General features: G+C 46.4%; 17 protein-coding genes. 7 read left to right on the forward strand and 10 right to left on the reverse strand.

Features of this window, described 5'->3' with window-relative positions:
• Positions 1-63 precede the first annotated feature (63 nt).
• Together ACFTRD_RS27785 and ACFTRD_RS27790 are read left to right on the forward strand one after the other, a co-directional pair.
• On the forward strand, positions 64-1,038 hold the full coding sequence (locus ACFTRD_RS27785) for an aldose 1-epimerase (RefSeq protein WP_379385669.1): 975 nt from the start codon (positions 64-66) through the stop codon (positions 1,036-1,038).
• A gap of 200 nt (positions 1,039-1,238) precedes the next feature.
• Complete coding sequence (locus tag ACFTRD_RS27790; protein ID WP_105601328.1) at positions 1,239-1,472, forward strand: alpha/beta-type small acid-soluble spore protein; 234 nt, start codon at positions 1,239-1,241, stop codon at positions 1,470-1,472.
• Positions 1,473-1,552: 80 nt separating this feature from the next.
• On the opposite strand, the gene ACFTRD_RS27795 is transcribed toward ACFTRD_RS27790, so the two are convergent.
• Together ACFTRD_RS27795 and ACFTRD_RS27800 are read right to left on the reverse strand one after the other, a co-directional pair.
• Positions 1,553-1,966 (reverse strand): O-methyltransferase, encoded by a 414-nt coding sequence (locus ACFTRD_RS27795; protein ID WP_379385671.1) that lies wholly within the window; start codon positions 1,964-1,966, stop codon positions 1,553-1,555.
• Between the two features lie 275 nt (positions 1,967-2,241).
• A complete protein-coding gene (locus ACFTRD_RS27800) occupies positions 2,242-4,041 on the reverse strand; it encodes a M3 family oligoendopeptidase (RefSeq protein WP_379385673.1) in 1,800 nt (599 codons plus the stop codon).
• A 117-nt stretch (positions 4,042-4,158) separates the two neighbouring features.
• Here ACFTRD_RS27800 and ACFTRD_RS27805 point away from each other — a divergent pair, with 117 nt between their 5' ends.
• Positions 4,159-4,329, forward strand: coding sequence for a YycC family protein (locus tag ACFTRD_RS27805; RefSeq protein WP_192270679.1), 171 nt, complete (start codon positions 4,159-4,161; stop codon positions 4,327-4,329).
• A complete protein-coding gene (locus ACFTRD_RS27810) occupies positions 4,326-4,559 on the forward strand; it encodes a hypothetical protein (RefSeq protein WP_192270681.1) in 234 nt (77 codons plus the stop codon). Before ACFTRD_RS27805 ends, ACFTRD_RS27810 begins: the two co-directional genes overlap by 4 nt.
• 14 nt (positions 4,560-4,573) lie before the next feature.
• Here the strand turns inward: ACFTRD_RS27810 and ACFTRD_RS27815 are convergent, their stop codons facing one another.
• Together ACFTRD_RS27815 and ACFTRD_RS27820 are read right to left on the reverse strand one after the other, a co-directional pair.
• On the reverse strand, positions 4,574-5,308 hold the full coding sequence (locus ACFTRD_RS27815) for a DUF2225 domain-containing protein (protein WP_379385745.1): 735 nt from the start codon (positions 5,306-5,308) through the stop codon (positions 4,574-4,576).
• Between the two features lie 36 nt (positions 5,309-5,344).
• Complete coding sequence (locus tag ACFTRD_RS27820; RefSeq protein WP_192270683.1) at positions 5,345-5,722, reverse strand: globin domain-containing protein; 378 nt, start codon at positions 5,720-5,722, stop codon at positions 5,345-5,347.
• A gap of 563 nt (positions 5,723-6,285) precedes the next feature.
• Here ACFTRD_RS27820 and ylbJ point away from each other — a divergent pair.
• Together ylbJ and ACFTRD_RS27830 are read left to right on the forward strand one after the other, a co-directional pair.
• Entirely contained in the window at positions 6,286-7,536 is a 1,251-nt protein-coding gene (ylbJ, locus tag ACFTRD_RS27825; RefSeq protein WP_379385676.1) for a sporulation integral membrane protein YlbJ, read from the forward strand.
• Positions 7,537-7,642: 106 nt separating this feature from the next.
• Positions 7,643-8,446: an NAD kinase gene (locus ACFTRD_RS27830; protein WP_379385678.1), complete on the forward strand. Its 804-nt coding sequence runs from the start codon at positions 7,643-7,645 to the stop codon at positions 8,444-8,446.
• A gap of 29 nt (positions 8,447-8,475) precedes the next feature.
• On the opposite strand, the gene ACFTRD_RS27835 is transcribed toward ACFTRD_RS27830, so the two are convergent.
• A complete protein-coding gene (locus ACFTRD_RS27835; RefSeq protein WP_228469594.1) occupies positions 8,476-8,859 on the reverse strand; it encodes a YutD family protein in 384 nt (127 codons plus the stop codon).
• A 14-nt stretch (positions 8,860-8,873) separates the two neighbouring features.
• Entirely contained in the window at positions 8,874-9,773 is a 900-nt protein-coding gene (lipA, locus tag ACFTRD_RS27840) for a lipoyl synthase (protein WP_062324056.1), read from the reverse strand.
• 193 nt (positions 9,774-9,966) lie between these two features.
• Here lipA and ACFTRD_RS27845 point away from each other — a divergent pair, with 193 nt between their 5' ends.
• Entirely contained in the window at positions 9,967-11,037 is a 1,071-nt protein-coding gene (locus ACFTRD_RS27845; RefSeq protein WP_379385680.1) for a M23 family metallopeptidase, read from the forward strand.
• A gap of 122 nt (positions 11,038-11,159) precedes the next feature.
• Here the strand turns inward: ACFTRD_RS27845 and yunB are convergent, their stop codons facing one another.
• The 4 genes from yunB to zwf form a co-directional block, all read right to left on the reverse strand.
• A complete protein-coding gene (gene yunB / locus ACFTRD_RS27850; protein ID WP_379385682.1) occupies positions 11,160-12,044 on the reverse strand; it encodes a sporulation protein YunB in 885 nt (294 codons plus the stop codon).
• Positions 12,045-12,253: 209 nt separating this feature from the next.
• Positions 12,254-12,898, reverse strand: coding sequence for a fructose-6-phosphate aldolase (gene fsa / locus ACFTRD_RS27855; protein ID WP_024632668.1), 645 nt, complete (start codon positions 12,896-12,898; stop codon positions 12,254-12,256).
• 87 nt (positions 12,899-12,985) lie between these two features.
• Positions 12,986-13,879 (reverse strand): phosphogluconate dehydrogenase (NAD(+)-dependent, decarboxylating), encoded by an 894-nt coding sequence (gene gnd, locus ACFTRD_RS27860; RefSeq protein WP_192270693.1) that lies wholly within the window; start codon positions 13,877-13,879, stop codon positions 12,986-12,988.
• A 182-nt stretch (positions 13,880-14,061) separates the two neighbouring features.
• Positions 14,062-15,516 (reverse strand): glucose-6-phosphate dehydrogenase, encoded by a 1,455-nt coding sequence (gene zwf / locus ACFTRD_RS27865; RefSeq protein WP_379385685.1) that lies wholly within the window; start codon positions 15,514-15,516, stop codon positions 14,062-14,064.
• Positions 15,517-15,800: the final 284 nt, after the last annotated feature.

A 15,800-nucleotide genomic window follows, 5' to 3' on the forward strand; every position in this document is an offset into this window, starting at 1 on the left:
CTGCAACGGCAGATAGGAATGGCTGTTTGCAGACAGATTTCAAGTGGGAAAAGGAGCATCGATATGAAAAAAGTGACCAAAGGCCAATGGAATGGTTACGACACGTATATCCTACATAGCCGTGAATTGGAAATTACCTTGCTGCCACGTCTTGGAAATAATATCATTTCCATTCGTGATCTCGTGCAGGGCCGCGATGTCGTTCGCAGTCCGGAAGAAGATGAACTCGCCTTTTATTTGCAGAAGCCGTATCACTTCGGCGTTCCGCTTCTTGTTCCGCCAGGCCGGATTCATCGAGGACAATTCCAGTATGAAGGTGTCCATTACCAATTCGATCAGAATACGGCCAATGACAACCATATTCACGGCCTCCACCGCAGCCAGTCCTGGTGTGTCAGCGACATCGAAGAAGATGAAGATGGCTGTGCAATTACAACGGAATTATTAACTGAAAATGAAGCGCATTGGATGGCTCAATTCCCTATTCCTTTGAAGCTTGAGATGACGTTCAGACTGCAAAACGCGGTGTTAAGCCAGCGCCTGCGTGTGACCAATCTGAGCACCACTCCTGCGCCTTTTGGAATGGGATATCATACATGGTTTCTGCTTGACGGCAAACCTGCGGAATGGACACTTCAACTTCCGGTATCCGGAATTTACGCTCAGAATGAAGAGCAATTGCCTACAGGGGAGATAGAATCTCTCGGACATTGGTCTGCATTGAACGAAGGCATCAACATGCAGGGACGAAACTGGGATACTATTTTGAAAGCAGCTGAAGGGCAACCAGCGGTAGCTCACTTGCGCAGGCAGGATGGATATACGCTGAAATATTCAGCAGATGAAGCATTTTTCAAACATTGGGTCCTCTTTACAAAGGGCGAAGCCGATCAATTTCTGTGTATTGAACCCTACACATGGCTTCCTGATGCACCCAATTTGAATTTAACAGACGAGCAGACGGGACTGATTCGTCTGGAACCCGAACAGCCGGTTGAGCTTTTCACTCGTATTGAGATTGTTCTGCCAAGCGAGTAGTAATCTTGTACTCTCAGGTTTTTTTAGAGGACACAGTCCCTATATTTACCTTATATTTTACACTGCCGATCCATACTGGGTCGGCTTTTTCTATGCAACAGCTCGTCATTTTTGTCCAAATTTTACCTTACACCATATGATGTATATTTCCTCATTCTCTAACCATACTAACATCACCAAGCCATAAGGAGGTGACACACATGTACGGAGGTCAAAACCAAGGTAGCGGAAGCCGCTCCAACAATCTGGTTGTTCCCCAAGCAACAGCAGCATTGCAACAATTGAAAATGGAAGCTGCACAAGAACTGGGTGTAACGATTCCCCAAGATGGTTACTACGGTAACTACACTTCCCGTGAGACAGGTTCTCTGGGTGGTTACATCACTAAACGTCTGGTGCAAATCGCTGAGCAGCAATTATCGGGTCGTTCGTAAGCTCGTAATTCGTGCTCCGTTATCTAAGTACAAAAGCGGCCTTCCTCGGAAGTGCCGCTTTTCCTTTGTGCTTATTACTATTATGAAGTCGACTCCATGCCTGAATCCATGTATGTATTGGTTCTAGGATAACGAATCATCAGGTTCGCCATATTATAGTTTGACTCCATCGTAGCATCAACCAGAATCATACCCTGTCTTACTGTAAAGTCATATGCAATTTCTCCGTGCGTCCAATTCCGTTTAAATTTCAAAGTCTCCAGTGCCATTGCACGGAACGAAGAGCGTTGAGTTTCGTTCAAGCCACCGTCCTCCATTTCCATTTGTCCATCACGTCCGGTTATCGGATTATGTCGAATTCCAAACTTTCCAATTACATTATTTCGTATTTGCACAAAAACTACACCTGAATCTAATCCTGACAATTCATAATCAAGCTCTTTGAACACCAAATCCAACTGTCGTGCTAATGAAAGCTGGTCAATTTTTACCATAACGCTCCTCCTTTATGCACTTCATCCTACAAAACAAGGACTTACGACTCATTATATGACAACAAATAGGGTCATTCAACAAATACAAACAAACTTGGGTAAATATAACTACAATTTGCACAATTAGTTGCCATTTTGCATTCTTCAAGTGAGTTTTTTCTCTGAATTGCGACAAATTATTCATGTTGAACTACATTCATAAATAACAAAAAAAGACTGCAACCCCATGTGTATCACATAGAATTGCAGCCTCATTTCATATATAGGCATACGATTTATTTTGCTGTTTCCGTCATCTCAAGGAACTGCTCAATATCGGCAATGACCAAGTCCGCTGCATTTTGCCAGAAATCAGGTTGAGTAAGATCCGTACCCAGATGTTTCTGCGCAAGCTCCTCTACCGACATGCGTCCTGTATCTCGTAACAAATCATCATATTTATCCGCAAAGGCTGTACCTTCCTGCTGTGCTTTGGCATAAATACCCGCACTGAACATATAGCCAAAGGTATACGGGAAGTTGTAGAATGGCACACCTGTCAGATAGAAATGTAGCTTCGATGCCCAGAAATGCGGGTGATCCGACGCAAGCACACCACAGAAAGCCTCCTGTTGTGCTTCTACCATGAGTTTGGATAGCTCATCTGCATTCACCAGACCTTTTTTGCGCTGCTCATAGAAACGGTTTTCGAACAGGAAACGAGCATGAATGTTCATGAAGAAAGCAACACTTCGCTGAATCTTGTCTTCAAGCAGAGCCAGCTTCTCCTGTTCATCCTCCGCAGCCTGAACCAGCGCATCGGCTACAATCAACTCGGCAAACGTAGAAGCCGTCTCTGCCACATTCATGGCATAACGTTGATTCAGCGCAGGCAGTTCTTCCATAATGTGCTGATGATACCCATGTCCGAGTTCATGAGCAAGTGTCGACACATTTGAAGGCGTCCCAGAGAAAGTCATGAAAATACGTGTTGCTTTGCTGAGCGGCAATGATGTACAAAATCCCCCTGGACGCTTGCCAGGACGATCCTCTGCTTCGATCCAACGTTTCTCAAACGCCATCTCTGCAAATTTTGAAAGTTTAGGACTGAACTTGGCGAATTGATCAACAATATTGATGGCCGCCTCGTCATATGTGACTTTTCCTCCCGACTTCCCTACAGGTGCATCAACGTCACTCCAGCTGAGTTTGTCCACTCCAAGCAGTTGTGCCTTGCGCTCCAAATACTGAACCAATGCAGGTTTGGCACCGTTAATGACGTCCCACATCGTATCGAGCGTCTGACGTGACATCCTGTTCATCGCCAGTGGCTCTTTAAGAATGTCATCCCAGCCGCGCTTCTCATACAACTTGAGACGGAAACCGGCGAGATGATTCAATGTATCTGCACAGAAGTCCTCAACATCAGTCCATGCCTGTTCCCAGTTAGCAAATACCGTCTCGCGTACATTGCGGTCACTGTCACTCAGTTTGTTGGCAGCCTGACCTGCGGACAGCATCACGGTTTCACCATCTTGCTCAAATGGAATGTTTACCTTGCTCACGATTGTGTTATAGAATTTGCCCCAGCCATGGTAACCATCTACGCCGAGATCAAGCGCAAGACCTTCAAGCTCAGGAGACAGCTTCTCACGAGCTTGCGTGCGGCTCTCATTCAGTGCAAAGGCAAGCGGCTGAACATCTTCCCGGGCAATCCATGCGTCCCATACAGAATCGGATGTCTGGCTAAGCGTATTATCGAATTGGGACTTGCTACTGTTCAACATCGCACCAAGAGAACTGATGGTTCCCTGAAGCTGAACTGCCTTTTTATCATTTTGATTTTGCGAAGAAAGACAGGATACAAAGGCGGACCCTTCCGAAATTCGGATATAACAGCTCTGCAACAGTTCGAGGATTGGATCAAACGCATTGGTCTCTTCCAATGTCTTGGGTGCAGGTGTTTCTTTCAAAAGATTTTGCAGCTTGCGCACATCTTGCTCCAGTTCAATCAAATATGCAGCGAACGATTCGGAGGCAGAACCTCCACTAAAAATGGACTCCAAATCCCAGACGGGTTGTAATGGTGTTTTCATTTAATAAGGCACCTCTCTCAGTAAATTGGATAACAAACCTTGAATTAGAACTGGTTTTATAGGCACTATATCTCTATACTAGAGAAATAGTTTAAGCTATTTTCAGGAGGTCATTGTATGAAACCTTTACAAGTCTCGGCTGACACAGCCGTCAAATTAGCAGAATCTCTGGGTGTTCCCCTCGAACATCTGATGCATATGCCGCAGCATATCCTGATGCAGAAAATTGCCGAACTGGCTAAAGAGGAAGCAGCTAAGGCTGCGCCTAAAGAAGGCGAGCAGGAATGATTCCCTTTGAGAACAGCTGGCCTTACGATATTGTGATGGGGGACATCTATGTACAGCAATGTCCGTACTGCCATGCAAGCAACGTCCTGCTGCCGCTCAAACCCAAGGAGCTTGTACGCATTCGCGAAGGCAAAAAGAAATTGCTGGTCTTTCCTTGTTGTAATGCCAGTATGACTGTAATCGACAATGATAGTGATTACCTGTTGTCCAGTCGTCCTGTCCGTAATTAGAGAACAACGGTCATTTATCCAATGGGGCTGCGTTTCGCAGCCTCTTTGTCTGCTTCAATCATCTCAGCTGGCAATTCCATCTTGCTCGAGATCATCTGTTCTCGCAGCAATGCCCACTGCTCCCGCGAAGCACGAATCATGGCAGCGTCGGTTATGCGTTTGTCATGGATGACTTTGCCGAACCATTTCACAGCCTCATGGAATCGACCTATCCTGCGGTTCAACTCCCCGAGCAGATATAGCAGCTTGGCTTCATTCCCGCCCGTACCTTCACGTTCAAAGACCTTCACGTAAGCCTCAAGACTAAATTCAAGAAATCGTTTTTCCTGAACATGATCCTCCATATACCGATACAGCCAGGCTATATGATGTAACAGTCCAGCGACAACGCGGTCTTTCTCCTGAATAACCTGTGCGCACAGCAAGCCCAGCTTGTAGGAATCCATTGCCTGGTCAAGTGTCCGCGCCCCGCTATAGTCCCGTTTCACCCATCGATTGCCGATTTGTTCCTTGAAAGCCTTACGTTGAATGTCATTCAAATGCTCTGTTGCATTTTCTGTGGAGGCAAATCCGCATTCCGGACAGATTCGTACAACATAAAAATCCGGGTTTTCCCGCTTGTAGTACGCGCAAAAATCGGAATCTGTCCGATATGGCCGTTTCAGGCTCGGTCTTACTCGTGAGGTTTCATACTCAGTCTCGCAGTAATGACACTTCACCTTTACCTTATACAGAGGCTCTAATTCCACTTGTTTCATCCCTCTCCCCTAAGCTTGTAGTCGGAACTAAGGTGTATTCACAAAGTGATGTGCAGGTCCAGACAATCGCTGCAGGACAAAAGAATGTAATGGTTCTTCCACACCGACCTGGGTCAGAGCCTGGTCCATACACGCAAGCCAAGCTTCTGCCCGTTCAACCGTCACTTCAAAGTGCATATGGCGGGCACGCATCATCGGATGGCCAAAAGCCTCGGAAAACAATGCAGGGCCACCGAAAAACTGAGACAAAAACATGTATTGTTTGTCCATTACCGGCTGAATGTCTTCCGGAAAAAGAGGAGCCAGTTTCTCATTTTGCTGAACAATCGGATAGAAAGCCTCGACCAGTGCGCGAACACCTGCCTCACCACCCAGATTATCGTAGATGCTTAAATTAGGATTCATTCACTTATTCCCCCTCTCTTGTGTCGAATTTTGACATATATTACACTCCCATGCTTAATTGTGAAAGGAGACTAAAGAACAAGGCCACGAACGCCTTTATCTTCATTCTATCAAAAAAATCCCAAAAGTCCTATATCACATGTCATGGGTATGGTTCCTCATAGCTATGATCCTTACAGGTCCTTCACGGGCTGAAGGCACAAAAAAAGCGCCAAACAAGAGGTTTGGCGCACCAGATATTTCATCAATAACTTCGCCAGTCCTCTTCTTCAGAGCGCACAAGCGAGGCACGTATAACATAAACAAAAGCACAAACCAGGATTCCGGTGACAAGGCTCATAATCATCACTCCATCCGATTTTATTCCACCTTCTATAAACATGAGGTGACGTTCAGGCGTTTTCATTATTTTAGCATACATCTCTCCAAAACACAGCCACTTTTGCAAGCGCTTTCTAAACATTAATTTGTACTGTTTGTCCACCTTGTCTCATATATTGAAGGCAGAAGCGCGAGCGATCTACTGCACAGTTGACCATTCCAAAAATAAAGGAGAAGAATTCATGGCCGCTTCACAACGAATCACCCATGTCCTGATCCCACTCGCTCTCCTGATCCTGTGTGTGTTAATGGTGCTGTATCCAACAGAAACCTGGCATGCAGGCGTACGCGGACTATCCATTTGGTGGGACGTGCTTTTCCCCTCCCTTTTTCCCTTTTTAGTACTGTCTGAGCTGCTGCTCGGCTTTGGCATTGTCCACTTTTTGGGTACCCTCCTTAATCCGCTCATGCGTCCGCTGTTTCGTGTTCCCGGAAGTGGCGGCTTTGTCTTTGCCGTCAGTTGCGCTTCCGGATACCCCACTGGAGCCAAATTAACCGCACAGTTGTGGGAACAAAAATTGGTTACGCGTGAAGAGGGGGAACGACTCGTTTCTTTCACCACATCATCCGATCCCATCTTCATGATTGGAGCGGTATCGGTTGGTTTTTTTCATCATGTTGCCATCGCTCCCGTACTGGTTACATCGCACTATGCTGCTGCTTTTCTAGTAGGCCTGATCATGAGGTTCCATGGAAATTCTGCGAAAAGCAAACAGATGCCTAGCGGCAGTCCGTCCGTCTTTGAAGAAGTACACAGGAACAGACTGCTTCGAGCCATATATGCGATGCATGAAGCAAGAATGGCTGATGGACGGGCTTTTGGTGAATTGTTGCGTCATGCGGTCTCTTCATCCCTTCGCCTTATTATTATCGTAGGAGGGCTGGTTGTATTCTTCTCTGTCATGATGGAGTTGCTTGTTCAGACGGGATGGCTCGGTGGATTATATGCAATCACAGAACAATTGCTTCAATATACCGGATTGCCTCCGGCCTTATCACACAGTATCGTAGGTGGATTATTTGAGGTCACTTTGGGAGCCAAAGAAGCCGGAAGCGCAGGATCGTCAATTCCGCTCGTGTATAAAGCTGCTGCTGCTGCCTTTGTTCTCTCCTGGGGTGGACTGTCTGTCCATGCTCAGATTATGAGCGTACTAAGCAACACGCCGATGAGATACGGACCTTTTCTGTTCGCCAGAGCCATTCATGCCCTTATTGCCCCTATCCTTGTACTTTTGCTCTGGAACCCAATGATGGGTGAAATGGGATGGCCGGTGTTCTTTCAAACCGGTGCCAAGCCAGAATCATTTTCATATACGCCAGACTGGGGACAAAACCTTTTTTCGGGAACTGCTGTATTTGCAGGCGTGTTACTATTCCTGTTGATGCTTTCGCTAATAAGTCCCTTATTCTTACCCCGACGTGTCAAAAAATAAGCGATCTTGTGCATGTATATTCGACCGAAATATCACTCCAAACATTGTGTTATTCCCTGGAATTGATTATCATCGGTAGTATAATGACCACAAAGGAGCTTTCATCTTGAGATACTATGTTCAAGACCGCGGAGACCAGTTATCGATTGATCTCAGTCAGCAGTTTCATTCGCTGGCCAAAGAGGAAGGGTTCAAACTGGATGCAGAATCACCGGAGATCGTCATTTCCATCGGGGGCGATGGTACGATGCTGCAGGCATTTCACAATTTCATCGACCGCATTCCGGATATCGCTTTTGTTGGGGTTCATACAGGACACCTCGGCTTTTATGCCGATTGGAAGAAGGAAGAATTGCGGGAATTGGTGAGATTGATGAGTGGCAAAGGAGACCCGGAACGACTTAAACCTCGAATTGTCGAGTATCCGCTGCTGGAGCTTGAGATTCGCAAAAAGTCGGGCAATACCTCTTATATCGCACTGAACGAATTTACGTTAAAAGGTGTAGACGGTACGGTCGTTGCTCAGGTCGACATTAATGACGTTACGTTCGAGATGTTCCGGGGAGACGGTATCTGTGTGTCCACACCTTCAGGCAGTACCGCGTACAACAAGGCACTTGGCGGTGCCATGGTGCATCCCACGATTGAGGCGATTCAGATCGCAGAGATCGCTTCAATTAATAACCGCGTCTATCGAACGTTGGGTTCACCGGTTATTTTGCCCAAGCACCATCACTGCGATATCTTCTCTCGCAAGGACCAGCGGTTGTTGCTTACCATTGATCACGTAAATATTATGGTGGAAGATCTTATATCGGTGCGTTGTCAGGTATCCAAACATAAGGTAAGTTTTGCGCGTTTTCGTCCCTATCCGTTTTGGAATCGGGTTCGTACTGCCTTTCTGGATTAAAACATATGTATCAAAAAAAGCGGTCCTTCTCAGGAACCGCTTTTTGCTTTGGCCGGAGGCTGATCTTTGCTCTTTTGCAGCACAAAGTACGCACAACCGAAGTTGCAATATTCATTGATGTAATCCACCATGCTTGAGATCGTGGAATCCTTTGTTGCTTTGGGATGGTTGTCCCGGTAAAAACCTTTCAACCGCAGCTGGCTGTAACCCCAGTCCCCAATAATGTAATCGTACCGCTCCAGCACTTCGCTGTAACGGTCACGGAAGACTTCTGGATTCCAGCCCTCTTTGTGATTCTGGACGATTTCATAATTCTTACCGCCGATTTGTACAATGATTGGTTCTTTCGGTTTGTCTTGAACCGACTCCTGAACCGATTCGTGAACCTCTTCTTGACTTTTTTCTTCTTCCAACCTTGTATCCTCCATTATGCGTGAGATGCCGCCTGTTCAGCATTTTTCGCAGCCGATTTCACCTGTTCATGCGCATGGTAAGAGCTGCGGACCATAGGTCCGGATTCGACGTGGCTGAATCCACGCTGCAGACCTTCCTGTTTCAGCGATGCGAACTCTTCTGGCGGATAATACTTCTCCACAAACAAATGTTTTTCCGATGGCTGCAGATATTGACCAATCGTCATAATATCACAGTTCACAGCGCGCAGATCATCCATCGTTTGCAAAATTTCATGGTATTCCTCTCCTACACCAAGCATGATGCTTGATTTCGTCGGAATATTCGGCTGCATTTCCTTGGCACGAGCAAGCAATTCAAGTGAACGCTTGTATTTCGCCTTCGCACGTACTTTGTCTGACAACCGCTCAACCGTCTCAATGTTGTGATTCAGAATATCCGGTTTGGCATCCATTACAATCTGCAAGGATTCCCGATCACCCAGAAAGTCTGGAATGAGCACTTCCACACTGCATAACGGCAAACGACGGCGAACCGCCTTCACCGTCTCAGCAAAGATCGTTGCTCCTCCATCCTTCAAGTCGTCACGAGCCACACTCGTAATTACGCAGTGCTGCAAGTTCATCTGTTCTGCCGCTTCCGCAACGCGTTCTGGTTCCTGCAAATCAAGCTCCGTTGGCAAGCCGGTATTTACCGCGCAAAAACGGCATGCCCTTGTGCAAATATCACCCAAAATCATAAAAGTAGCCGTCCGATTGGCCCAACATTCATAAATATTCGGACACCGTGCTTCCTCACATACTGTATGCAGCGTTTTGGAACGCATCATCGTTTTCATTTCCTGATAGTTGTCGCCGGTTGTCAATTTGATCCGAATCCAGTCCGGTTTCGGTTCTTTAACACGTTTAGCCAATGGGTAAACCTTCTTTCTACTGAAGTTAGGCTGTTGCTCGGAACATATTATACCATGAAAGCACTGGAAAAACCCCCATTTGTCACATCTCATTCATGGTGGATAAAATGGAGACTTTTGAAGAACGCTAGGTTATAGCTTGGTTTACCGGGCATCATGTGCATCATCTTATTGGAAAGGGGGCTGCTTCCCTGTGCAAGATCGCCTTACATCGCGTTTCACTTACTCCTTTTGGATCAAAACATTACTCGCAGGCACACTGCTTCTCCCATTCTTGCCTGTTGATGTTTACAGTGAACCCGCTACCGCTGATTCCAGACCACAGGCTGCTGAGCAAAAACCAGAGGACATTTTCGCTTCTCGCCGGCACTTATATGAAAGCATCGGTCAAATGACTCAAATTCCCTGGTACAGGCTAGCAGCAATCGATCAATATGAACGAACCATCACACGTGCCCATCCCAAGGATCGCAAACATCCCGAACGGCTTACAGGCATCTTCATGACTTCTCCAGCCTGGAGAGGCTGGCTGAACCCTGATGAGACGGATCAACAACCCGCGTCCATTATTTTTTTTAATGGGTATGGTCGTGATGGTTCTGGAGATGGCCTAGCAGATGCCAATAATGATCTGGATGTGCTTTACAGCATGGCTTCCGTTATTCAAAATTACGGGACGAAGCCGGAGGATTTCAACATCGCCCTGTGGGAATATTATCACAACTCTCGGGCTGTTCAGCGCATTCAGCAATTCGCGAAATTATATGAGCATTTTGACAGCCTCAATCTCTTTGGTCATGCCTTTCCTGTCCCTCTCGGAACCAACTATTCATATCGCAGTACATGGGGCACCAAACGAAGTTGGGGCGGGTACCGTATCCATGAAGGCACAGATATTTTCGCACCGTATGGCCTGCCTGTGCGCAGCACTTGTTACGGTATCGTGGAAATCAAGGGTTGGAATCCATTTGGCGGATGGCGCATCGGTATCCGGGATCTGAACAACCATTATCACTATTACGCTCATCTATCGGGATTTGACAAGAACGCCCATATCGGCGAAGTGGTTTCTCCAGGCCAGATATTGGGCTGGGTGGGCAGCTCAGGCTATGGAAAACCGGGTACACAAGGCAAATTCCCTCCCCACCTGCATTATGGCATCTATCGTGACAGCGGGCTAAATGAATGGTCGTTCGACCCTTACCCGCATCTGAAGCATTGGGAGCAAGAGGAACGTAAACAGAAGAACACTAAAGCCAAGTAAAGCCAAAATAACGAGTCACAACCTAACGAATCGACTACGTAAATAAAGGGGTGCCCCACGTCATGTTTAATGACGTATGGACACCCCTTTATTTTTTGGATATTCACTTTGATTTTGATCCATTAGTGATTCACATCGACGTCAAGCTGCAATCCCCCATTTGGATCAGATAAATCCGGCTCAATCTCCAGTTCATTTTCGTTCGGACTGTTAGTTGGTGCCTGCTGTTGAGTTGGGGGTCCAGGGCTGGGCGTTCCTCCATGTCCACTCGATACACCTGTCTGACCCGAAGGCAGCGCAATCGCGGGTGCATTGCTGCCGTTACTGCCAACGGGCTTGCCCTGATTATCGTAGTAGTACATTGGAACATCCCCGACCACCAACAGGTAGGATATCGGAATCTCCGTATCCACCGTCTCAGGCTCCATGTCAAAGGGCACCACCACCGCAACTTCGGCAATGATGTGAATATACACTTCCACCAGAATCATGTTAATTCCGGCATTCTGCTGGCGAGTGTTCAGGTCAACCTTAACAGCTCCCTGGGGCTCGATCCGGACGGGTATACTTGGACCAAACGATGCCAGGACCGGGCTGCCCAAAGCCTGACCAAGCGGAATTTTTTCTTTTAACATATGCACGTTCTGCAATGTGGATTGCACGATGTTCATCGTACTTGCGGTAATCCGCATATGCTCATCATAATTCAGCATGAACCCGGACACTTTTCCGGCTGTATCGGTTTTCCAGTCAATTAGTCCTTCGGTGGATTTGCCTTCGGAGACTTGCGCTGTGATCGCCGTGTTGATCGCTTCCGTCGCAATCTGCTTCACTCTGATCTTGGCCAAATGCATAATGGGCGGTTTCATTTTCTTATCCACGTAAGCAAAACCCTGCATTAAACAGAACGCTGTTACCAATAAAATAATCAACCACATTTTGCGCCTGCCGTTTGGCGGTTTGCGGCCTCTTCGGCTTCTTCTGCTCCGCCATCGTCTTCTCATCATCGGGCATCCCTCCCTCCGGGATGAGCTAAAGGCTATATATTATCCTTATGCACCGTTGTCCCGAAAAAGAAGGACAGCGCCTGCTCGTGAGGAATCTCATCATCTTTTACAACTAAAATAAAAAAGCCTTCCACCAGCAGATTTCTCTGCAAGGCGGAAGGCTTGTATGGAACACAGACGCTGGAGGCCAGGTCAATGTCCGCAATTTATTACTTTGGAACAGACTCCCAATCTTTCAGGAAGCGCTCAATACCACTGTCCGTCAGTGGATGTTTCCACAATGTTGGCAGGAGTGAACCCGGTATGGTCGCAATGTGCGCACCAGAAAGGGCTGCATCCTCCACATGTTTGATATTACGGATGCTTGCTGCAATAATTTCGGAAGGCAGATCATACGTATCGAGGATGAGACGCAGATCACGAATCAGCTTCATACCATCCACCGCAATATCATCCAGACGACCAACAAATGGACTGATGTAGGTTGCGCCGGCTTTCGCCGCCATCAGACCCTGCGCTGCTGAGAAAATCAGCGTCACATTGGTTTTAATTCCTTTTTGCGTCAGTTCATGACAAGCATAGAGTCCATCTTCGGTCATCGGTAGTTTAATCACTACATTCGGTGCCCATTCTGCAATTTCATAAGCTTCCTTCAACATATCCTCGGCTTTGAGGCCGATGACTTCAGCGCTGACCGGGCCTTTAACAACGCCACAGATCTCCTGAATCACTTCTTTAAATACGCGACCTTCTTTGGCAATCAAAGACGGGTTAGTCGTGACTCCATCCACCAGACCAAGACGTTCGATCCGTTTGATTTCTTCAACATTACCAGTATCCAAGAAAAATTTCATGATATGTTCTCCTCCACTTGATGAATTTGTAAACAACTATACTTATCATTACCCGATTATCCGCATATGTTAACAGTTATATATAAATTAATTTTTTTCTACAGCGTGACCGCCAAATTCATTACGCAATGCAGCGACAACTTTTCCTGTGAATGTGTCTGTTTCCAGGGAGCGGTAACGCATTAGCAGAGACAACGCAATAACTGGTGTAGCAGTTTGCAGGTCAAATGCCGTTTCAACTGTCCAGCGTCCTTCGCCTGACGAATGCATAACCCCTTTGATTTCATCCAGGTTAGCGTCTTTGGAGAAGGCACGCTCTGTCAATTCCATCAGCCAAGAACGAATAACGGAACCGTTGTTCCATACGCGAGCCACTTTTTCGAAGTCGAAGTCGAAGCCGCTTTTCTCCAATACGTCAAAACCTTCACCGATGGAAGCCATCATACCGTACTCGATACCGTTGTGTACCATTTTGAGGAAGTGGCCGCTACCCGCTTTACCTGCATACAGATAACCATTCTCTACAGCCGTATCTTTGAAAGCCGGCTCAACGATCGCCCAAGCCTCAGGGTCTCCACCGATCATGTAACATGCACCATTCCGTGCGCCTTCCATACCACCGGAAGTACCTGCGTCCATGTAGTGGATACCAGATGGTTTCAATTCTTCGTAACGACGAATGGACTCTTTGTAGTGCGAGTTACCCGCTTCAATGATGATGTCGCCTTTGGACAACAGCGGACTTACTTCAGCCAGTACAGCGTCAACAACGTTGTGAGGAACCATGATCCACAATACACGTGGAGATTCCAAAGATTCAACCATCTCTTTGTAAGAAGAAACGCCTTGTGCTCCGTATTCTTTCATTTCGTTTACTGCTTCTGCATTCAGGTCAAATGCAACCACTTCATGTTTGTGATCAATCAGGTTTCTGCCCAGGTTCAATCCCATTTTACCTAATCCAATAAGTCCAAGTTTCATTGCTAAGTTCCTCCTGTTATGAACATTTCTAATTTTATCTATATCAAAAATTTTCGCGGCCTTCCGGGTATTACCGGAAGGACTTATGCAAAATTGGAACGGTGTACTTCATAATAATTTGTATATTATCACGTAGATCAGATTGTAATGTTCTCTTCTCTGATGCTGCTCTTACATTAGACTTACCACCAACGGTAGCCATTCTCTGCAATCAGACGATCTGCTGACTCCGGTCCTTGTGAACCTGCGTTGTACGTATCCAATGGCACACTGCCATCCTGGAATGCTTCCAGAATCGGCTGTACCCACTGCCAAGCCAGTTCAACTTCATTCCAGTGAGCGAAGAATGTCGAATCGCCACGCATCGCGTCAAAGATCAGGTTTTCGTAAGCTTCCGGAATGTTGCGTTTACCTGAGTTGAAGCCCATGTGCATCGGTTCCACTTCCCCGTGGTTAAGTGGGTTTTTCGCATTCAATTGAAGAGAAATGCTTTCTCCCGGACCAATTTCAATTGTAAGAAGGTTAGGCTCCGTTGTATTTTCGGATTCATGACCTGTTTTAAGTGGAGCCTTGAATTCAACAACAATTCTGGTCGATTTTTCAGCCAGGCGTTTGCCTGTACGAATGTAAAATGGAACCTCGCTCCAGAATGGATCATCGATCCAAAGTCTCGCGGCAACATAGGTCTCATTCTGAGAACCAGCTGGAATGCCAGGCTCGTCCAGGTATCCAACAACCGAAGTTCCTTGCAGTTCGCCTGCTCCATATTGGGCACGAACGACTTCAGAAGCGATATTCTCTTTCGTCAAGGGACGAAGAGCTTCAGCAATTTTCTGCTTTTTGAATTGAATTTCTTCCGGTGTGCAGCGTTTTGGCAAATGCAAACCAATCATCATCAGCAATTGAAGCATATGGTTTTGGAACATGTCACGAAGGGCTCCGCTTTGGTCATAATATGCGGCACGCTCTTCAACACCAACCGTTTCACTTGCCGTAATCTGTACATTGGCAATGTAACGGTTGGACCACAACGCCTGAATGACCGGATTCGCGTAGGTAAGGGTTTCGATATTTTGTACCATCGGTTTACCAAGGAAATGGTCAATACGGTAAATTTCTTCTTCCGCAAAAGTATTGCTGAGTTTCTCATTCAGTTCACGAGCAGATTGCAGATCGTGTCCGAATGGTTTTTCAATAATCAGTTTCTTCCAGCCTTTGGTGTTACCCAAGCCGCTCTCCTGAATGTTCAGTGCAATTGGCTCAAAGAATTCTGGCGCTACCGACATGTAGAACATGCGATTTTCCGGAATATTCAGCTCTTGTTCACGTTTTTGAACCAGTTCCAGCAATTTGGTGTAATCATCAAGCTTTGTATTATTTAGAGAACAATATCGGAAAGCCCCAATGAAATCACGTACCTGAGATTGTTCTTCAGGCGTTTGCCGTGAGAATTCATGCAGCGACTTTTCCACATTCGCCTGGAAGTCAGTATCCGACAATTCACGCCGTCCAAGACCGATAACGGAGAAGGATTTCGGCATTTTCGAATCAATGTATAAATTATATAATGCAGGGTAAATCTTGCGTTTGGCTAAATCGCCTGTTGCCCCGAAGAGGACAAATGTCATTGCGTCCATTGGAGTGCCTCCTGTGATCTGTGCAGTATAGTATATGATGATGCAAAATGTTCAAATCCAAGCATGACAAAAGACGGAATTATTGGGCGAGTTATCCCCCATACCTCCGTTTGTGTATCTGACCTGAATTAAACATGGAACATTCCTTCTCTCCACAACCCTTAATCAAGGTTATAAAATGTAACCAATTGAATTGACGTTACCCATATTACACCTGTCGTCACAATTCGTCAACAATCGTGTCGAACCTGTGAACACCAGTGTTTACAGGGTTTTTATTTAAT

Origin of the sequence: Paenibacillus sp. NPDC056933, assembly GCF_042674385.1 — a bacterium.
GTDB lineage: Bacteria > Bacillota > Bacilli > Paenibacillales > Paenibacillaceae > Paenibacillus.